General features: G+C 39.5%; 15 protein-coding genes. 12 read left to right on the top strand and 3 right to left on the bottom strand.

The genetic code is table 11. The features are described 5' to 3' along the window. Window positions 1-41: 41 nt before the first annotated feature. On the bottom strand, window positions 42-1,163 hold the full coding sequence (locus tag JG479_RS07210) for an S-(hydroxymethyl)glutathione dehydrogenase/class III alcohol dehydrogenase (RefSeq protein WP_149602775.1): 1,122 nt from the start codon (window positions 1,161-1,163) through the stop codon (window positions 42-44). Between the two features lie 134 nt (window positions 1,164-1,297). On the opposite strand from JG479_RS07210, the gene JG479_RS07215 reads away from it, so the two are divergent. The 7 genes from JG479_RS07215 (at window position 1,298) to hflX (ending at window position 9,324) form a co-directional block, all read left to right on the top strand. After that, window positions 1,298-2,170, top strand: a complete 873-nt coding sequence (locus tag JG479_RS07215) for a LysR family transcriptional regulator (protein ID WP_182755463.1) — start codon at window positions 1,298-1,300, stop codon at window positions 2,168-2,170. A gap of 147 nt (window positions 2,171-2,317) precedes the next feature. Further along, window positions 2,318-3,535: a lipoprotein-releasing ABC transporter permease subunit gene (locus JG479_RS07220; RefSeq protein ID WP_033029508.1), complete on the top strand. Its 1,218-nt coding sequence runs from the start codon at window positions 2,318-2,320 to the stop codon at window positions 3,533-3,535. Beyond that, entirely contained in the window at window positions 3,528-4,226 is a 699-nt protein-coding gene (lolD, locus tag JG479_RS07225) for a lipoprotein-releasing ABC transporter ATP-binding protein LolD (protein ID WP_007375330.1), read from the top strand. Before JG479_RS07220 ends, lolD begins: the two co-directional genes overlap by 8 nt. Continuing rightward, complete coding sequence (locus JG479_RS07230; protein WP_138488992.1) at window positions 4,216-5,460, top strand: lipoprotein-releasing ABC transporter permease subunit; 1,245 nt, start codon at window positions 4,216-4,218, stop codon at window positions 5,458-5,460. The genes lolD and JG479_RS07230 overlap by 11 nt, the downstream gene beginning before the upstream one ends. Window positions 5,461-5,577: 117 nt before the next feature. Next, entirely contained in the window at window positions 5,578-6,051 is a 474-nt protein-coding gene (locus JG479_RS07235; protein WP_200220232.1) for a DUF1456 family protein, read from the top strand. A 373-nt stretch (window positions 6,052-6,424) separates the two neighbouring features. Continuing rightward, window positions 6,425-7,777, top strand: coding sequence for an NADP-specific glutamate dehydrogenase (gdhA, locus tag JG479_RS07240; protein WP_200220233.1), 1,353 nt, complete (start codon window positions 6,425-6,427; stop codon window positions 7,775-7,777). Between the two features lie 197 nt (window positions 7,778-7,974). Next, a complete protein-coding gene (gene hflX, locus JG479_RS07245) occupies window positions 7,975-9,324 on the top strand; it encodes a GTPase HflX (protein WP_200220234.1) in 1,350 nt (449 codons plus the stop codon). Between the two features lie 142 nt (window positions 9,325-9,466). On the opposite strand, the gene JG479_RS07250 is transcribed toward hflX, so the two are convergent. Both JG479_RS07250 and JG479_RS07255 read right to left on the bottom strand, forming a co-directional pair. Next, window positions 9,467-11,200 carry an AMP-binding protein gene (locus tag JG479_RS07250; RefSeq protein WP_200220235.1) on the bottom strand — a complete coding sequence of 578 codons (1,734 nt, stop codon included), beginning with the start codon at window positions 11,198-11,200 and terminating at the stop codon, window positions 9,467-9,469. Between the two features lie 185 nt (window positions 11,201-11,385). Further along, window positions 11,386-11,832: a DUF3010 family protein gene (locus JG479_RS07255; protein ID WP_002960715.1), complete on the bottom strand. Its 447-nt coding sequence runs from the start codon at window positions 11,830-11,832 to the stop codon at window positions 11,386-11,388. 354 nt (window positions 11,833-12,186) lie between these two features. Here JG479_RS07255 and thrS point away from each other — a divergent pair, with 354 nt between their 5' ends. The 5 genes from thrS to JG479_RS07280 all read left to right on the top strand — a co-directional run bounded on the left by thrS (window position 12,187) and on the right by JG479_RS07280 (window position 17,744). Further along, window positions 12,187-14,097 carry a threonine--tRNA ligase gene (gene thrS / locus JG479_RS07260; protein ID WP_024606251.1) on the top strand — a complete coding sequence of 637 codons (1,911 nt, stop codon included), beginning with the start codon at window positions 12,187-12,189 and terminating at the stop codon, window positions 14,095-14,097. Window positions 14,098-14,156: 59 nt separating this feature from the next. Beyond that, window positions 14,157-14,717 (top strand): translation initiation factor IF-3, encoded by a 561-nt coding sequence (gene infC / locus JG479_RS07265; protein ID WP_002960714.1) that lies wholly within the window; start codon window positions 14,157-14,159, stop codon window positions 14,715-14,717. A 211-nt stretch (window positions 14,718-14,928) separates the two neighbouring features. Continuing rightward, window positions 14,929-15,129, top strand: coding sequence for a 50S ribosomal protein L35 (rpmI, locus tag JG479_RS07270; RefSeq protein ID WP_002960713.1), 201 nt, complete (start codon window positions 14,929-14,931; stop codon window positions 15,127-15,129). Window positions 15,130-15,144: 15 nt separating this feature from the next. Next, window positions 15,145-15,504, top strand: coding sequence for a 50S ribosomal protein L20 (gene rplT, locus JG479_RS07275; protein ID WP_002960711.1), 360 nt, complete (start codon window positions 15,145-15,147; stop codon window positions 15,502-15,504). Between the two features lie 422 nt (window positions 15,505-15,926). Then, window positions 15,927-17,744 carry a M14 family metallopeptidase gene (locus tag JG479_RS07280; protein WP_200220236.1) on the top strand — a complete coding sequence of 606 codons (1,818 nt, stop codon included), beginning with the start codon at window positions 15,927-15,929 and terminating at the stop codon, window positions 17,742-17,744. Window position 17,745: the final 1 nt, after the last annotated feature.

Raw genomic sequence — 17,745 nt, forward strand, 5'->3', positions numbered from 1 at the left:
TAAAAGTGTTACGGCTTATTATTTAACGTGCTTAGCTGTTATCAGTAATGAATGACTGTACGAATACTTTTGCCTTCGTGCATTAAATCAAACGCTTCGTTAATTTCTTCAAGGCTCATTGTGTGAGTAATAAAGTCGCTAAGAGCAAATTCACCTGCCATGTAACGCTCAACAATTTCAGGAAGTTGTGAACGGCCTTTAACACCACCAAATGCACTACCACGCCATACACGCCCAGTTACCAGTTGAAACGGACGGGTTGATATTTCTTGGCCTGCACCCGCCACACCAATAATTACTGACTCACCCCAACCTTTGTGGCAACACTCAAGCGCTGAGCGCATTACGTCAACATTACCGATACATTCAAACGAGTAGTCAACGCCGCCATCTGTCATTTCAACAATAACTTCTTGAATTGGCTTGTCGAAATCTTTTGGATTAATTAAATCAGTTGCACCTAGTTTTGTAGCTAAATCGAATTTAGTGGTGTTTATATCAACACCAATAATACGACCTGCACCAGCCATTTTTGCGCCAATAATCGCAGATAAACCAATACCGCCTAGGCCAAATATAGCAACAGTGTCGCCAGGCTTTACTTTAGCTGTGTTGGTAACTGCGCCCATACCTGTTGTCACACCACAGCCTAGTAAGCAAATCTCTTCTAGTGATGCTTCTTTATTTACTTTAGCGAGTGAAATTTCTGGCAATACAGTGTACTCAGAGAACGTTGATGTACCCATGTAGTGATAAATTGGTTGGCCGTCTTTAAAAAAGCGTGTTGTGCCGTCTGGCATAAGGCCTTTACCTTGTGTTTCGCGCACGGCTGAACACAGGTTAGTTTTACCTGAAGTACACATTTTACACACGCCACATTCTGCAGTGTATAAAGGAATAACATGATCCCCAACTTCAACACTCGTTACGCCTTCGCCAACTGCATAGACAACACCAGCACCTTCGTGACCTAAAATAGCAGGAAATATGCCCTCAGGATCTTGGCCTGATAATGTAAATGCATCGGTGTGACATACACCTGTAGCGGTAATTTTTACCATTACTTCGCCTTTTTTAGGCATCATCACATCAACTTCTTCAACACTAAGTGGTTGATTAGGACCCCAAGCAATGGCAGCTTTTGATTTAATAAATTCAGACATGTGTTTTATTTCCTTTAACTGGCTATTAAAAAATAATTGTAGACCCAATTTGCTTGGGTGATGTGCTTATTGTATTTGTTTCTCAAATAATGATAATCTCAATTTTATTAAAACACTTTTACAGTATGGTAATAATGGCGCGTTGGGATGGAATTGATGAGTTTATAGCGGTTGGTGAAGAGGGCAGCTTTACTGCTGCTGCAAAAATGCTTGGGCTTTCGGTTGCGCATATTAGCCGCCATGTAACAGCGCTTGAGCAACGTTTAAATACCCAGCTTTTAACTCGTACTACTCGTAAAGTGGTTTTAACTAAAGAAGGTGAAGTGTACTTACATCAAATAAAGCACTTACAACACGCTATGGACGAGGCAACTCAAGGCCTTGCTCAGCAACAAAGTACGCCTAAAGGTAAAATAAAGCTCACAGCACCCGTTATGTACGGAGAGAGCTTTATTATGCCCATAGTGCATAATTTTATGAAGGATCATCCCGAGGTCGAAGTTGTTGCCACACTAAGTAACGAACAAGAAAATTTGTTAGAGGGCGGATTTGATTTAGCCATAAGGTTAGGGCATTTAAAAGATTCGAGCTTAAAAGCGCGTAGGTTAAGTGCGCGGCGTTTTATTATGTGCGCGGCACCACAGTATTTAACGCGATTTGGTGAGCCGCACACTTTAGGCGAGCTAAACAGCCATGAATGTTTAATTGGGAATAGTAGCTACTGGCGCGTAAACGAAAATGGGCGCGATAAACACATTAAAATAGCGGGGCGGCTACAGTGTAATAGTGGTTGGGCGCTGGTGGATGGCGCAAAAAAGGGGCTTGGTATTGTACAGCTCCCAGACTACTACATTGAAAACGAAATTAACTCAGGGCAATTGGTGCCTATTTTAACACCCTATCAACCACAGCAAGAAGGGGTATGGGGCGTATATCCACCAAGGCAGTTTGTGGCCACTAATGTACGGGTATTGCTCGATTATTTAGTTAAAGGGCTGAAAGCTTAACCGCGAATTAATGGTTAAGCATGTATTGCTGTAAATATAGCCAAGTATCAGATTTTTAAATTATTTCTTACATTTTACGCCATACCCAAAGGCACTTTTTTCGTGCTACTATTGCTCAATACTTTTACGATAAGTGTTAAAAATAATATGTTTCAACCGGTTAGCTTATTTATAGGGCTTAGATATAGTCGCTCATCTAAAGGAAATGCGTTTATATCGTTTATTTCGTTTTTTTCTATTGCCGGTATCGCTATTGGTTTAATGGCATTATTTACGGTAAGCAGTGTAATGAACGGGTTTGAAAATAGCCTCAAAACCAATATGCTCGGACTTATTCCGCATGTTGAAGTTAGCGCAGGTAAAAACACTGCCACCCAAATGGGCACCCTTAAAACCGACCTCGAACAATCTCCTTATGTTGATCATGTAAGCTTATACCGCCACGGCGAAGCTATTTTGCAAACAAATAAAGACTTGCACGGCGTTTTACTACAAGGCCTTTATAACGATAGTGGTTCTTTGTATAAAATTACCGATAAAATAGTGCAAGGCGATTGGAAAACTGTATTAAACAAAAATTACAACATTGCTATAAGTCGTTATTTGAGTCGTAAATTAGGCGTTAGCGTGGGTGATAAGCTTCGCGTTATTATGCCTAATGCTTCAACGTATACACCTCTTGGGCGAGTACCCAGCCAGCGTTTATTTAAAGTTGCCGCAATATACGAAACCGGATCTGAGATAGATATGGCACTTGCGTTTACAAGTGGCGCTTCACTACAACGGGTATTAAAGCTGGATAAAAACACTGCCCCAAATTTAAGTGTTTCATTGCACGAACCTTTCGAACTAGATGAGTTTATTGAAGCAAGCCAGCGTATTTTACAAGATCATAATTATAGTGATTGGCGCAGTACCCAAGGTACTCTATTTGCAGCCGTTGCTATGGAAAAGCGCATTATGTCTATGTTGCTTGCCCTCATTGTATTGGTGGCTGTATTTAATATTGTATCGGCATTAACCATGATGGTAAGCGAAAAACAAGGTGAAGTGGCCATACTACAAACGTTAGGTTTAACACCTTCGCAAGTGCAAAAAGTGTTTATGGTGCAAGGCTTATATAACGGCGTAATTGGTACCGCAATAGGCGCATTTTTAGGTGTAATATTTAGTTTATATATAAATGAGCTACTTGCATTAGTGGGCTTAAACTTATTGGCGGGTATAGAGCTTCCGGTAAAATTTGATATTTTGAGTTTAGTAATAATAGCGTTTGCCAGTATTGCTATGAGCTTTTTAGCTACCTTATATCCTGCGCGTAAAGCCGCAAAAGTAAAACCAGCAGAGGTATTACGTTATGAATGATTTAGTAATTAGTTGTGAAAATTTAAGTAAAGTTTATCAAGATGGCAGCAACCAAGTTGAAGTATTAAAAGGCGTTGATTTAGCGCTGCAGCAAGGTGAAATGCTCGCTATTGTGGGGAGTTCTGGCTCTGGTAAAAGTACGCTTTTACACATACTTGGCACATTAGATACCGCAAGCTCAGGTAGCGCTAAAATTAAAAACCAAGAAGTTGCAAAACTTTCGCGAACAGAGCAAGCCGCATTTAGAAACCAAAACTTGGGCTTTATCTATCAATTTCATCATTTATTAATGGAGTTTAGCGCAGTTGAAAACGTGGCTATGCCATTATTAATTAAAGGCTTGAGTGCAAAAGAAGCCAAAGCTCAAGCGCTCGACATGCTCGAAAAAGTAGGCCTTGCACATCGCAGCTCGCATAAACCGTCTGCGCTTTCTGGTGGAGAGCGCCAACGCGTGGCTATTGCTCGTGCACTGGTTACAAAACCTGCGCTTGTGCTTGCTGATGAACCAACCGGTAATTTAGATAAACAAAATGCGATTAAAATTTACGATTTAATTAATGAGCTTAACCAAAGCTTAAACACCAGTTTTGTGGTAGTTACGCACGATTTAGAACTTGCCGATAAGCTAGGCAAAATAGCTTATTTAGACGATGGAAAACTAGCTATTAAAGAGTCGCAGCATGTTGCTTAGTGCATTTTTAAGTAAACGTTTTAGAGCCTATTCAGGCCACAAAGATGAAAAAAACGGCTTTGTTAGTTTTATCGCTAAAGCGTCGACTATTGGTATTTTATTAGGTGTCGCGGTTTTAATTGTGGCGCTGTCGGTAATTAATGGTTTTGAGCAGCAACTAGTACATAGATTACTAAGTGTTGTGCCGCAGGTTGAATATGTAGCACCAAGTAGACCCATTGCGAATTGGTCACAAAAGGTTGAGGATTTACAAACACAACCGCATGTAACAGGGGCTGCGCCATTTATTGCAGTGAATGGGATGGCGCAATATAAAAGCCAGCTAAAAGCGATAGAAATTCGGGGTGTTGAGCCATCGTTCGAGAGTAATGTATCGGCGGTAAACCAGTTTACCAGTGGTAAATTAGTGAGTCAGTTAGGCCTTGACGATGTAATTTTAGGTAAGCAAATAGTAAAACAGTTAGACGCCAAAGTAGGCGATAACATTACATTACTTATTCCGCAAATTAGTCAAAAAGGTCAATCATTATTAGCGCCTAAACGCGTAACACTTAACCTTGCAGGTGTTATAGAAATGGGCGGACCGATTGATAGTACCGCTGCATTTATACATCTTAACAAAGCACAGCAAACATTGGGTTACGATGAAACCCAAGTAACAGGGCTGCGTTTAAGTGTTGATGATGTGTTTTCGGCGCACCAAATAGCGCTAAAAGTAGGGCAAACTATTGACGACTACGTGTATGTTTCTAGTTGGTTTAGAACCCAAGGTAGCCTTTATCAAGATATTCAAATGGTGCGTACCATTGTTTATATTGTGGTGTTTTTAATTATAGCGGTAGCCAGTTTTAATATTGTGTCCTCCTTGGTGATGGAAGTACGCGAAAAACAAGGCAATATCGCGATTTTAAAAACCATGGGCGCGAAAGACAGTACTATTTTAGCCACCTTTGTAATGCAAGGCTTAATGCAAGCATTTGTAGGCGTGGCACTAGGAACACTAATTGGTGTGGTATTAGCGCTTAATATAAGTGAGCTTTTTACGTGGATAAGCCAATTATTTGGAGCCAATCCACTTGAGGGCGTTTATTTTATAGAGTTTTTACCAAGTAAATTAGTACTTGAAGACATTGGTATTACAGTGATTGTTACGTTTGTGCTTGCGATACTTGCCACTATTTATCCTGCATGGCAAGCAACGCGCGTAGATCCTGCCAAGGTGCTTGGTAACTAGGTATAAGAAGCTCAGATAAAAATTAATAGGGTGGTATTAGTAAACCTGTTAAACTAGGTGCTTATTTAAAATTAAGCAATAACTGCTTGGTTGCTATACCTCACTTTGGGATTTACTTTGACTAATAACGATATTTTACGCCGCATTCGCTACACTTTTAACTTAACTGATACTGCTATGGTCAATGTTTTTGCATCAGCAGAGCATACGGTCACCAAAGAGCAAGTAATTGCATGGTTAACTAAAGAAGGTGAAGAGGCTTTTACCCCAATAAGTGATACTGAGTTTGCTAGCTTTTTAAATGGGTTTATTAATACCCAACGTGGCAAACGCGAAGGTAAGCAACCAGAGCCTGAGAAAAAGCTAAACAACAATATTATCTTTATGAAGCTACGTATTGCTTTAAATATGAAAGCAGAAGATGTTATAGCAACACTTGCACTTGTTGATTTTGATTTAAGTAAACATGAGTTAAGCGCATTTTCTCGAAAAGTAGATAACAAACATTACCGTGTTTGTAACGATCAAATATTACGTTTGTTTTTAACTGGCGTACAAAAGCAGCACCGCCCAGAAGAGTCTGCTGAGTAACTGGTTTTAGCTAATTAGCTTTTAGTTAGTGGGTTTTTTGCGAGCGCAATGCAGTATAAAACCCATTAATTGTTATATTTTCAAACAAACCCATACCTAACCTAATACTTCTAAAATTCCCTTTTGAAAATATAAAAATTCGCTTGGCACTGTTCTAATTTTAAATCTGTGAATTTAAATTCATCTTTAATAAATAAAAATCAAACTTCCAATCAAAAATAATTCACGCAGCTGGCGTTAAATATCTCAATTTTTCATGCTAAGGTAATAGTTAATTATATTAAATTAAGACCTTAAAGCATGAATCATAAACTTGATCACGTTTACTTTAACATCTGATAAATACTTTTATTATTAACACGGAAGAATAATTATGAATTATATCCATAGCACAATCGCACAATTAAAAAATAGTAGTCCTGCACAATGCGAGTTTTATCAAGCCGTTGAAGAAGTACTTGAATCACTCGAGCCTATCTTAGAAAACTCAGAAAAATACAAAAAAAATGCCATTATACAACGCTTAGTTGAACCCGAACGCCAAATTATGTTTAGAGTTCCTTGGGTTGATGACGAAGGCAATATTCAGGTCAATAAAGGCTACAGAATTGAGTTTAACTCTGCACTTGGCCCCTATAAAGGTGGCTTACGTTTTCACCCAAGTGTGAATGCCAGCATAATTAAATTTTTAGGGTTTGAGCAAATATTTAAAAATGCTTTAACAGGTTTACCGATCGGTGGTGGTAAAGGCGGGGCAAACTTTGATCCAAAAGGGCGCTCAGATGCTGAAATAATGCGTTTTTGCCAATCATTTATGAGTGAGCTCTATCGCCATATTGGTCCTACAACCGACGTACCCGCTGGAGACATTGGAGTCGGGGCGAGAGAAATAGGTTACTTGTTTGGTCAATATAAGCGTTTGACTGGGCGCTATGAAGGTGTTTTAACAGGTAAAAGCTTATTGTGGGGTGGATCGCTTGTACGAAAAGAAGCCACTGGATACGGCGCTGTTTATTTTGCTGACTACATGTTGCAAGCGCGCGGCGATAGCCTGCAAGGAAAGCGCTGCTTAGTTTCGGGCGCAGGTAATGTTGCTATTTATGCCATGGAAAAGCTTTATCAAATGGGGGCAACACCAGTAAGTTGCAGCGACTCTCGTGGCACTGTGTATCATGAATCGGGTATAGATTTAAATCTAATTAAATGTTTGAAAGAGCAATCGCGTGATTGCTTGAGCGAATATAAACAAACTCACCCCGATGCTATTTATATTTCTGTAAATGACTACCCTAAAGATGGGCACGCTGTTTGGCGCTTTAATGCTGCCGCTGCTTTTCCGTGCGCCACACAAAATGAATTAACACAGGCGGATGCAAGCGCTTTATTATCCGGCGGTTGTTTATTAGTAAGTGAAGGCGCAAACATGCCTTCATCAAAAGAGGCTATTGATTGCTTTATTGCTGCAAAAATTGCGTATGGACCAGGTAAAGCGGCCAATGCCGGCGGCGTTGCGACAAGCCAATTAGAAATGGCACAAAATGCGAGTATGCAAAGTTGGACCTTTGAAGAAGTTGATGAAAAGCTAAAACAAATTATGAAAAATATATTTGTTACCGCCAACGATACCGCTACAGAATTTGGTGAGCCTGGAAATCTTTTATTAGGCGCTAACATTGCAGGCTTTAGGCGCGTCGCCGATGCAATGATTGAGCAAGGCGTCGTTTAATATTAAAGCTGAACATAAGGCTTTAATATAATGTGATTTTAAAACTAGCCATAAAATTGAGTATATTATGGTTAGTTTTAAATATTAACGCCATTAGTGAACTATAACCCTATAAAGCTGGGCTATAACAGCGTAGGATCAAGTTACTTTCGAATGAAAATTAGGTTTGCACTTTAGGTGCATTAAGACAAAAAATTATGCAACTAACTGCAAAACCATCACTTCCTAATGCGTTACTTATTTCTATTAGCACACCACAATTTAAAGGCGACGAAGCAACAGAGTCGCTTGCAGAGCTTGCTCGTTTGGTGACTACGTTAGGATTTAAAGTAGTAGGTACGCAATCGCAAAAGCAAAGCTCAACTCAAAAAGTTAATGTACTGGGCTCAGGTAAACTAGCTGAAATAGCCCACCTTACCGGTAATAAAGGGATGGTTGAAAACGAGCAAGAAGATGATTTACTTGATGAAGACCCTTTAACCGAAATATCCTCAGAAATCCCATCAGGCGAACTTGATTTTGCATGTGCTGATGTAGTGGTATTTGACTGCGATTTAACGCCTTCTCAACTACGTAATGTTGAGAACCAGCTAGGTGTAGAAGTATTTGACCGCACCGGTATTATCATTGAAATATTTAGTCGTCATGCGCGTACTAAAACTGCAAAATTACAAGTTGAAATAGCTCGCCTTAATTATGTAGCGCCACGACTGCGTGAAACATCAACAGGTGATAAAGAACGCCAAATGGGTAAAGGTGCGGGTGAAACCACACTTGAGCTAAATCGCCGTAAGGTGCGCGATCAGTTAGCAGAATTAAAGCGCGAACTTGTTAGTGTTCAAGATGTAATGATGGACAGACGTACGCAGCGCTCTGAGCTATTCTCAGTGGCTTTAATTGGTTATACCAATGCGGGCAAGTCATCAATGATGCGCGCAATTACAGGTAGTGATGTAGAAGGCGAAAACAAACTTTTTGCAACGCTAGATACCACTGTTCGCGCGCTGTATCCGATTACCCAGCCTCGTATATTGGTTTCAGATACGGTTGGTTTTATTAAAAAATTACCTCATGATTTGGTTGCTTCATTTCATTCAACGCTCGCTGAGGCACATGATGCGTCGTTACTGTTGTATGTTGTAGATGCTTCAGATCCTTCTTTTCGCTCACAGCTTGAAGTAGTACATAAAGTACTGGCAGAAGTTGGGGTAGAAGGTAGCAAAAAATTATTAGTACTAAATAAGTCAGACCAATTAAGTACTGAGCAGCAGCAGTCGCTAATGGATGAATTTCCTGATGCGATGATGACCTCTACACGTAATCCAGATGATATTAGTAAATTGCACAAATATATTATTGGCATTGCTCAAGAGGACATGATTGAAGAAGAGATTGTTATACCGTACACAGCCAAAGGTATTGTGGGCGAAATCCGAACGAGTATGAGTGTTGTTAAAGAAGAATATGAATACAGCCATATTAAATTAACAGTGCGCTCGAGTGCGATTGATTTAGAGCGTTTAAAAAAGAGAATGTTGAATTTATAATAAATTCAGTTCATAAAAAGCACAGCCAATTGGCTGTGCTTTTTAGTATTAGTCCTAATATACGTAAATTTAACGCTGCTAGCTCTGAACATAGCTCTGAGATAAATTCCTTACCCAGAGCCTCAGTTACTTAAAGACGAAACTAGGAAAAAGCGTTGTCGCTTAGCTCTTCTTGCATTTGCTCGCGCATTTTAAATTTTTGCAGTTTACCTGTTACTGTCATTGGGTAGTTTTCTACAAAACGGATATGTCGTGGCATTTTAAAGTAGGCTAGTTTGTCTTTTAAAAACTCACGAATTGCTTGCTCATCAAGTACAGCATCTTCTTTTGGTTGGATCCAAGCGCACACTTCCTCGCCATACCTTTCATCTGTTATACCAAATATGGCAGCATCTTGAATGCCCGGGTAGGTGTAAAGTACTTCCTCTATTTCTCGAGGGTAAATGTTTTCGCCGCCGCGAATAATCATATCTTTTATACGCCCAACAATCGTGACAAACCCTTCTGTATCCATGACACCTAAATCGCCAGAGTGCAGCCACCCTTCGTCATCTATTGTGGCTTTTGTTTTAGCTTCGTCATTCCAATAGCAGCGCATTATGCCTGCACCTTTACTACACACTTCGCCAGGTTGACCAATTTTTTGAATGTTACCCAGCTCGTCAATTATTTTAACCTCGGTATGGGCAAGGGCGCGGCCAACTGTCGTTACTTGCCGCTCAATTGAAGAGTCTGTTTCGGTAATGTTGTTTATGGGGCTGCACTCCGTTTGCCCGTAAGCAATCAGTACTTGATGCATGTTCATTTGTGTTTGTACTTTGCGCATTACTTGCTCTGGGCATGTAGAGCCTGCCATTACACCCGTGCGTAAAGTACTTAGGTCATAATCGTTAAAATTACTTAGCTCAAGCTCACTAATAAACATAGTAGGTACACCGTGCAGCGCTGTACATCCTTCTTGTTGAACTACATCTAGTGTGGTTTTTGCATCGAACGAATCACTTGGGTAAATGGCTGCTGCACCTTTACTAACACACAATAAGCTACCCAATACCATTGCAAAGCAATGATATAACGGGATAGGGATACATAACTTGTCATCGCTCGTAAAGTGCATAGATTCGGCGACGAATAGCGCATTATTTAAAATATTTTTATGCGTGAGCGTTGCGCCTTTTGGGTTGCCTGTTGTGCCTGATGTAAATTGTATATTGATGTCTTGCTCAGCATTTAAGTTTTCACCTATTGCTTTTAATTCAAGCTCATGAGCTGCTGTTGGCAAGTTAATAACATCATTAAAAGAGTGCATACCAGGTGATGCTTCATCGCCAATGCGGATTATATTTTTAAGAGTGGGTAGTGCTTTTAAATTAAGTGTGTCTTTATCGCAAGTTGCAAGTTCTGGCGCTAAACAATTAAGCATTTCTAAGTAATCACTGCCTTTAAAATTTGATGCTGTGATCAGAGTAGAGCATTCAACACTATTTAAAGCATATTGTAATTCGTTAGGACGGTAGGCCGGGTTGATGCACACCATTATTGCGCCAATTTTTGCCGTTGCAAATTGGGTTAAGCACCACTCAATATTATTAGGAGACCAAATACCAACGCGCTCACCTGGTTTTACGCCAAGGGCAAGTAACCCCTTCGCAAGCTGATTAACTTTTTTTTGAAATTCTTTATACGTTAATCTAATACCTTGGTGATGAACTACAACAGCTAACGCCTCTGGGTTTTTGTCGACAATAAAGTCAAAGTACTCGCCTATAGTTGAATTTGTTAAAGGTGTGCTTTGTATACCTTTAAAGTAGCTTTGAGCTAACGGCAAGTGATTTATTTTCTCTACTTCTTTTACCGCAATAGTGTGTGTGTGCATTGCTCTCTCCATGAAAATGTGTGTGAGTTATGTAAACTACAAAGTTAAAATAAACACATATTGTCGACAAAGAGAAGTGCAGTTAGACTAATGTATTATTAGATTAATAAAAGCTAATACTACTTTTTAGACACAAAAAAACGCGTCTTACAATGTAAGTACGCGTTTTTAAACGAGTAATGAGTTTACATTTCGTCGCTGCGGTATGTTTTTTTCATGATGTAAACGTAAGCGTTTACAAAAGCATTTTCTTGGTACTTTTTAAGGCCTGTTTCTTCAAAATCAATAGGGATGGGGTTGCGTTTTAACTGCTCTTTAACTTCAGTTGTAGTAAATAAACGTACATCTAAGTTGTCGATTAATTGAATTGCAGTTTCCATTTTAAAGCCTTTTGCACTGCCAGCAAATTTACCTTTAGGCTGACGCTCACGAATTGCAACAGAATCAATTTGGTAATCTTGCATTAATTTTGCAAAATCGAATTGAAATTTACGCATTACTTCAGTGTCGTTACCGTTACCTAAGGTAAAGCGTGTTTGGCGCACATCGCGAATATCAAATACGTCATTATCTTTACTTAAAATACAAAGTAGTACATCACTACCGGTAATTTCTACACCACATGTTCTCATGTCTATTCTCTAAAATAACTTAATTACGCAGTATTATACGCAACGCACATTAAAATGCGAGTGTGGGTATAGTTGTAGGCGCGTAATTAATGCATTGATGCTTTTATATTTTAATAAAATGATTTTTTTGCTTTAAAAGCTACATTTTGTGGATAAAACGGGTGGATTTCACCCCTTTAAACTTGTAATTAAATGCGCGGCACGCGACAATATATCTTTGTAGTTGAATAGACTCCTCATCTACATATATTAGTCAATGCTTATTCGTAAAAGCGTTGTCGAGTCATTCTCATTTAATTTATTAAAAATACACGTGATACATTGTAGGTGTCACCACTGTAGCAAGGATTTATAATGCCAGTTATTACTCTTCCAGACGGAAGTCAACGTAGTTTTGAAAACCCTGTAAGCACGCTTGATGTTGCAAACGACATTGGTCCTGGTTTAGCTAAAGCGACCATTGCGGGCCGTGTAAATGGCGACCGTGTTGATGCATGTGATAAAATTTGTGAAGATTCTCGTCTTGAGATCATTACCGCTAAAGACGATGACGGCCTTGAAATCATTCGTCACTCTTGTGCTCACTTAATTGGTCATGCCGTTAAGCAACTTTTCCCAGACGCAAAAATGGCAATTGGTCCTACCATTGATAACGGTTTTTACTACGATATCGATATGGAACACTCATTATCACAAGATGATCTTGAAGCAATTGAAAAGCGTATGCTGCAACTTGCAAAAACCAACTACGACGTAGTGAAAAAAACAGTAAGCTGGCAAGAAGCACGCGATACATTTGAAGCGCGTGGCGAAACATACAAAATAGAAATTTTGGACGAAAACATCGCTAAAGATGACCGCCCAGGGTTATATCATCACGAAGAATATGTAGACATGTGTCGTGGACCTCACGTTCCTAACATGAAATTTTGCCAAAACTTCAAAATAATGAAAGTGGCGGGTGCATATTGGCGTGGTGATTCAGAAAACAAAATGCTACAACGCATTTATGGCACCGCGTGGGGCGATAAAAAGCAACTTAAAGCGTATTTAAAGCGCCTTGAAGAAGCTGAAAAACGCGATCACCGTCGTATTGGTAAAGCGCTTGATTTATGGCATTGGCAAGAAGAAGCACCAGGCATGGTATTTTGGCACAACGATGGTTGGAGCATTTACCGCGAGCTTGAAGAATTTGTACGTGAAAAATTACGCGAATATGAGTACGAAGAAGTAAAAGGTCCAATGATGATGGATCGTTCACTTTGGGAAAAATCAGGTCACTGGGAAAAATATTCAGAAGCAATGTTTACCACTGAGTCTGAAAAACGTGAATACGCAATTAAACCAATGAACTGCCCTGGTCACGTGCAAATCTTTAACCAAGGTTTAAAATCGTACCGTGATTTACCACTTCGTATGGCTGAATTTGGTTGTTGTCACCGTAATGAACCATCAGGTGCACTACACGGTTTAATGCGTGTACGTGGCTTTACACAAGATGATGCTCACATTTTCTGTACTGAAGAGCAGATAATGGACGAAGTGTCAGCGTGTATTAAGATGGTTTATGATACATATGAAACATTCGGATTTGAGAAGATTGTAGTTAAGCTATCTACTCGCCCAGAACAACGCATTGGTGAAGACCATATGTGGGATAAAGCAGAGCTTGCTTTAGCTGATGCACTTAAGCTAAACGATATTGAATTTGATTATCTTCCGGGCGAAGGCGCGTTTTACGGTCCGAAGATTGAATTTACTTTGTACGATTGTTTAGACAGAGCGTGGCAGTGTGGTACAGTGCAATTAGACTTTGCATTACCGGGTCGTTTAGGTGCTACTTATGTAGCAGAAAATAACGAGCGTCGTACACCTGTAATGATACATCGTGCTATTTTAGGTTCTATTGAACGCTTTATTGGCATTTTAACTGAAGAGTACGCTGGTTTATTCCCGACGTGGCTTGCACCAAAGCAAGTGGTAATTATGAATATTACCGATAAACAGGCTCCTTATGTTAAAGAAGTTGTACAAAAATTAAATAAACTTGGAATTAGAGCCGCTGCTGACTTGAGAAATGAGAAGATTGGCTTTAAAATCCGTGAGCATACACTGAAGCGTATTCCATACTTGCTTGTTGTTGGCGATAAAGAAGTTGAACAGCAAGAAGTAGCAGTGCGTACTCGCACAGGTGAAGACCTTGGCAAATTTAATGTTGATGATTTTGTAGCTAAAATTAGTGAAGAAATTAAAAATCGACAGTAAAAATCGAGCGTGTAAGGCATTAACAAACAGCCATTTACACGCTTATATTATTGATATTCTTGGAGGAACGTACTATTAGAGGCGGCAAGAAAGGGCAACAAACAGCTCAAAAAAATCGTATTAACGAAGAAATTACAGCGCAAGAAGTTCGTTTAATTGACATTGAAGGCGAACAAGCTGGAATTCAGTCATTACAAGACGCGCAAACTATGGCCGATGCAGCGGGTGTTGATCTTGTTGAGATCAGTCCAAACGCTGAGCCGCCTGTTTGTAGAATCATGGACTACGGTAAGTTCATCTTTGAAAAAAGCAAAGAACTAAAAGAGCAGAAGAAGAAGCAAAAGCAAATCCAGATAAAAGAAATCAAATTCCGTCCTGGTACGGATGAAGGTGATTATCAGGTTAAGCTTCGCAACTTACGTAAGTTCTTAGAAGCTGGTGATAAAGCTAAGATTACTATCCGCTTCCGTGGTCGTGAAATGGCTCACCAAGAAATTGGTATAGAATTATTAAACCGTATCAAAGCCGATTTAGAAGAGCTTGCAGTAGTTGAGTCTTTCCCAAATCGTGTTGAAGGCCGCCAAATGGTTATGATGATGGCGCCTGTTGCTAAAAAATAATTTTTAAGCGATAATACGCACCGAAATTAGCTCAGGTCTGCAAGCAATATGCGAATATTCACCTGAGTTAACCGGTCTTAAAGCAAGATTGCGGCATTTATGTTGGGTCTTCACCGGAACATGGCAGTAAGTTAGGCCTAAAAGTGGAGCTATAGAAATATATCTCACGCCTGCTTACTAATTTAAAAGCAATACAATTGGAGTTATTGCAATGGCTTATAAGCTAAAAAGTCACAGTGGCGCTGCTAAGCGTTTCAAAAAGACTGCTTCTGGCGGTTTCAAGCGTAAACAAGCGCATCTTCGTCATATTCTGACTAAGAAAACTTCTAAGCGTAAGTTACACCTACGTCCTAAGATGATGGTTCATAAAAATGACCATGGTCTAGTTTCACGTATGTTACCGTTCGCTTAATAGGGGTTTTTAGAAATGGCAAGAGTTAAACGCGGCGTTGTCGCACGTGCACGTCACAAAAAAGTTTTAAAACAAGCAAAAGGTTACTACGGAGCACGTTCACGTGTTTACCGCGTAGCTTTCCAGGCTGTTACTAAAGCGGGTCAATACGCTTACCGTGACCGTCGTGCGAAGAAACGTACTTTCCGTCAATTATGGATTGCACGTATCAATGCTGCTTCACGTCAAAATGGTCTGTCTTACAGCCGTTTTATCAATGGTCTTAAAAAGACTTCTGTAGAAATCGATCGTAAGATCCTTGCAGATATCGCTGTTTATGACCAAGTTGCATTCGCAGCGCTTGTAGAAAAAGCAAAAGAAGGCCTAGCCGCTTAAGCTTTTTATATAAGTATTAAAAAGGAGCCTATGGCTCCTTTTTTTGTGCCTGTAATTTAGTAACTTAAACCAATGAGTAATACCAATTCGCTTAATTAAATGATCTATTTTGAGGGCGGAAAAACGTGTTGATAGCTAGGCAAAAATTCGCTATTTAGTTGTTCTCGGCAATTGCTCCTGCATCCATGCAGTCGTAAATGAGAGTTTTTTAACGCAGGTAGCGACATGGTTAGCCCCGCAAAATGATTAAGTATTATTGCGCATTGGTATAATACTTAATAAGGTTATAAAGCCTAAAAACACGGGTGTGAATGAGTGAAATGTATTTGGCTGCATTTTTTTGTTGAATCACCGCAGTTTCCTCATTATAAAAAATTTAGTTGATATAATTTATATAATTAAGGCGTTTGTTAGAGAATTATATGTTTGCAAGTTTACTAATTTTATCTGCAAGTGTGGCGTATGACGCACACTTACCTCCACTCATTGAGTGGCAGGGGAAAAGCGTAGAGCTTTTACAAAAACAAGGGCCGTTAACTACTGACTTTGAGTTATCTGCAGGTGAAGCGTCGCCCGATTATGCAAATACAATGGCATTTGTAGATAGGTTAGTTGCTGCAAACCCTACTCAGTTTCAATCTCAAACCATTGGCTATAGTAATAGTAAACGCGCAATAAAAATGTTGATTGCCAGTGAACAAGGCTTTTTTGAAGCAAGGCAAATGGCTAATAGCACTAAGCCAACTATTTTTATCCAGGCAGGAATACATTCTGGTGAGATAGACGGTAAAGATGCCATGTTCATGTTACTCAGAGATATAGCGACGGGTAAGCGCCGTGACATTTTAAAAAAGGTAAACATATTATTTATTCCTATTTTAAATGTAGATGGTCACGAACGTAGCAGTGCATTCAATCGCATTAATCAACGGGGCCCTGCAAAAATGGGCTTTAGAACAAATGCTAATAACCTTAATTTAAATCGTGATTTTACTAAATTAGATACCCCAGAAGTTAGAAGTGTTTTAAAGGTTATTAACGACTACAACCCAAATTTATACATTGATGTACACGTTACCGACGGCGCAGATTACCAATACGATGTGACTTATGGTTACAATCCGGTATTTTCGAGCGAATCGCCTGCGGTATCTGATGCATTAAACCAGTTTTTTAAACCTCTCATTGACGATACGCTAGCGAAGCAAGGACACATCCCAGGACCACTTGTTTTTGTTATGGATAAACGCGACTTTAAAAAAGGGTTAGCGGGCTGGGTTGCTACGCCACGTTTTTCAAATGGTTGGGGGGATTTAAAGTCATTGCCGACTATTTTAGTCGAAAATCATTCATTGAAGCCTTACAAGCAACGTGTATTGGGAACTTATGTATTTTTAGATGGTGCTATTACTGCGCTATCAAAGCACAGTCATGAATTAGCTGATGCAGTAAAAAAAGAACAGGAATTTGTTCCTAAACAGTTAATAGTAAAGCGTGGCTATTCCAAGCAAGCTGATACGATTGCGCAGTTTAAAGGTATTGAGTATTCATCAAGCATGAATGCGCTCTCAGGCCAAAATGAAGTGAAGTATTTGGGTAAAGCACATACATATACCGACTTACCTATTTATTGGCAAAAAGATGTACAACATACAGTTGAAGTACCTAAAGCTTTTTTTATTCCGCCTGTATATCGCAATATAATTAAGAAACTAAAGTTACATGGTGTCTCTATTAATAAACTTGAAGGGGCAAACACACAGCCTTTGAAAGTTGCAAAGGTGGCAGACTACACGTTTGATAAAGCACCATTTGAAGGGCGTTTTAGAGTATCAGCAACTTTTGATTACGTCCCTGCTATAAATGTAGATTTAGATGGTTGGTATCAAGTCAATACTCAACAAAAAGCAGGTGAGCTTGCTGTGCATTTATTGCACCCTGAAGCACCAGATTCGTTTTTTGCATGGGGGGAATTTAATACTATTTTTCAGCGTACTGAGTACATGGAAAACTATGCGCTCATTCCGTATGCACGCCAAATGCTAAAAGATAATCCAAAGCTAGCGCTTAAGTTTGATGAAAAGCTTAAAGATAAATCGTTCGCAAGCGACGCTGATGCGAGATTAAACTGGTTATATGAGCAAAGTCCATTTTATGATCAAGCGTACTTAAAGTACCCAATATTGATGTCATTTGAAGAAGAAGTTGTTATCCCGGATCAAAAAAGTAAAGAAATCTAAT

The sequence above is a fragment of the Pseudoalteromonas sp. LC2018020214 genome (assembly GCF_016598755.1).
In the GTDB taxonomy this organism is placed as follows: Bacteria; Pseudomonadota; Gammaproteobacteria; order Enterobacterales; family Alteromonadaceae; genus Pseudoalteromonas; species Pseudoalteromonas distincta.

Coding starts and splice junctions, on each gene's coding strand:
- rplT (WP_002960711.1), top strand. CDS start 15,145: ATGGCAAGAGTTAAACGCGGCGTTGTCGCACGTGCACGTCACAAAAAA.
- lolD (WP_007375330.1), top strand. CDS start 3,528: ATGAATGATTTAGTAATTAGTTGTGAAAATTTAAGTAAAGTTTATCAA.
- JG479_RS07230 (WP_138488992.1), top strand. CDS start 4,216: ATGTTGCTTAGTGCATTTTTAAGTAAACGTTTTAGAGCCTATTCAGGC.
- thrS (WP_024606251.1), top strand. CDS start 12,187: ATGCCAGTTATTACTCTTCCAGACGGAAGTCAACGTAGTTTTGAAAAC.
- JG479_RS07255 (WP_002960715.1), bottom strand. CDS start 11,832: ATGAGAACATGTGGTGTAGAAATTACCGGTAGTGATGTACTACTTTGT.
- JG479_RS07210 (WP_149602775.1), bottom strand. CDS start 1,163: ATGTCTGAATTTATTAAATCAAAAGCTGCCATTGCTTGGGGTCCTAAT.
- JG479_RS07280 (WP_200220236.1), top strand. CDS start 15,927: ATGTTTGCAAGTTTACTAATTTTATCTGCAAGTGTGGCGTATGACGCA.
- JG479_RS07220 (WP_033029508.1), top strand. CDS start 2,318: ATGTTTCAACCGGTTAGCTTATTTATAGGGCTTAGATATAGTCGCTCA.
- rpmI (WP_002960713.1), top strand. CDS start 14,929: ATGGCTTATAAGCTAAAAAGTCACAGTGGCGCTGCTAAGCGTTTCAAA.
- JG479_RS07250 (WP_200220235.1), bottom strand. CDS start 11,200: ATGCACACACACACTATTGCGGTAAAAGAAGTAGAGAAAATAAATCAC.
- gdhA (WP_200220233.1), top strand. CDS start 6,425: ATGAATTATATCCATAGCACAATCGCACAATTAAAAAATAGTAGTCCT.
- hflX (WP_200220234.1), top strand. CDS start 7,975: ATGCAACTAACTGCAAAACCATCACTTCCTAATGCGTTACTTATTTCT.
- JG479_RS07215 (WP_182755463.1), top strand. CDS start 1,298: ATGGCGCGTTGGGATGGAATTGATGAGTTTATAGCGGTTGGTGAAGAG.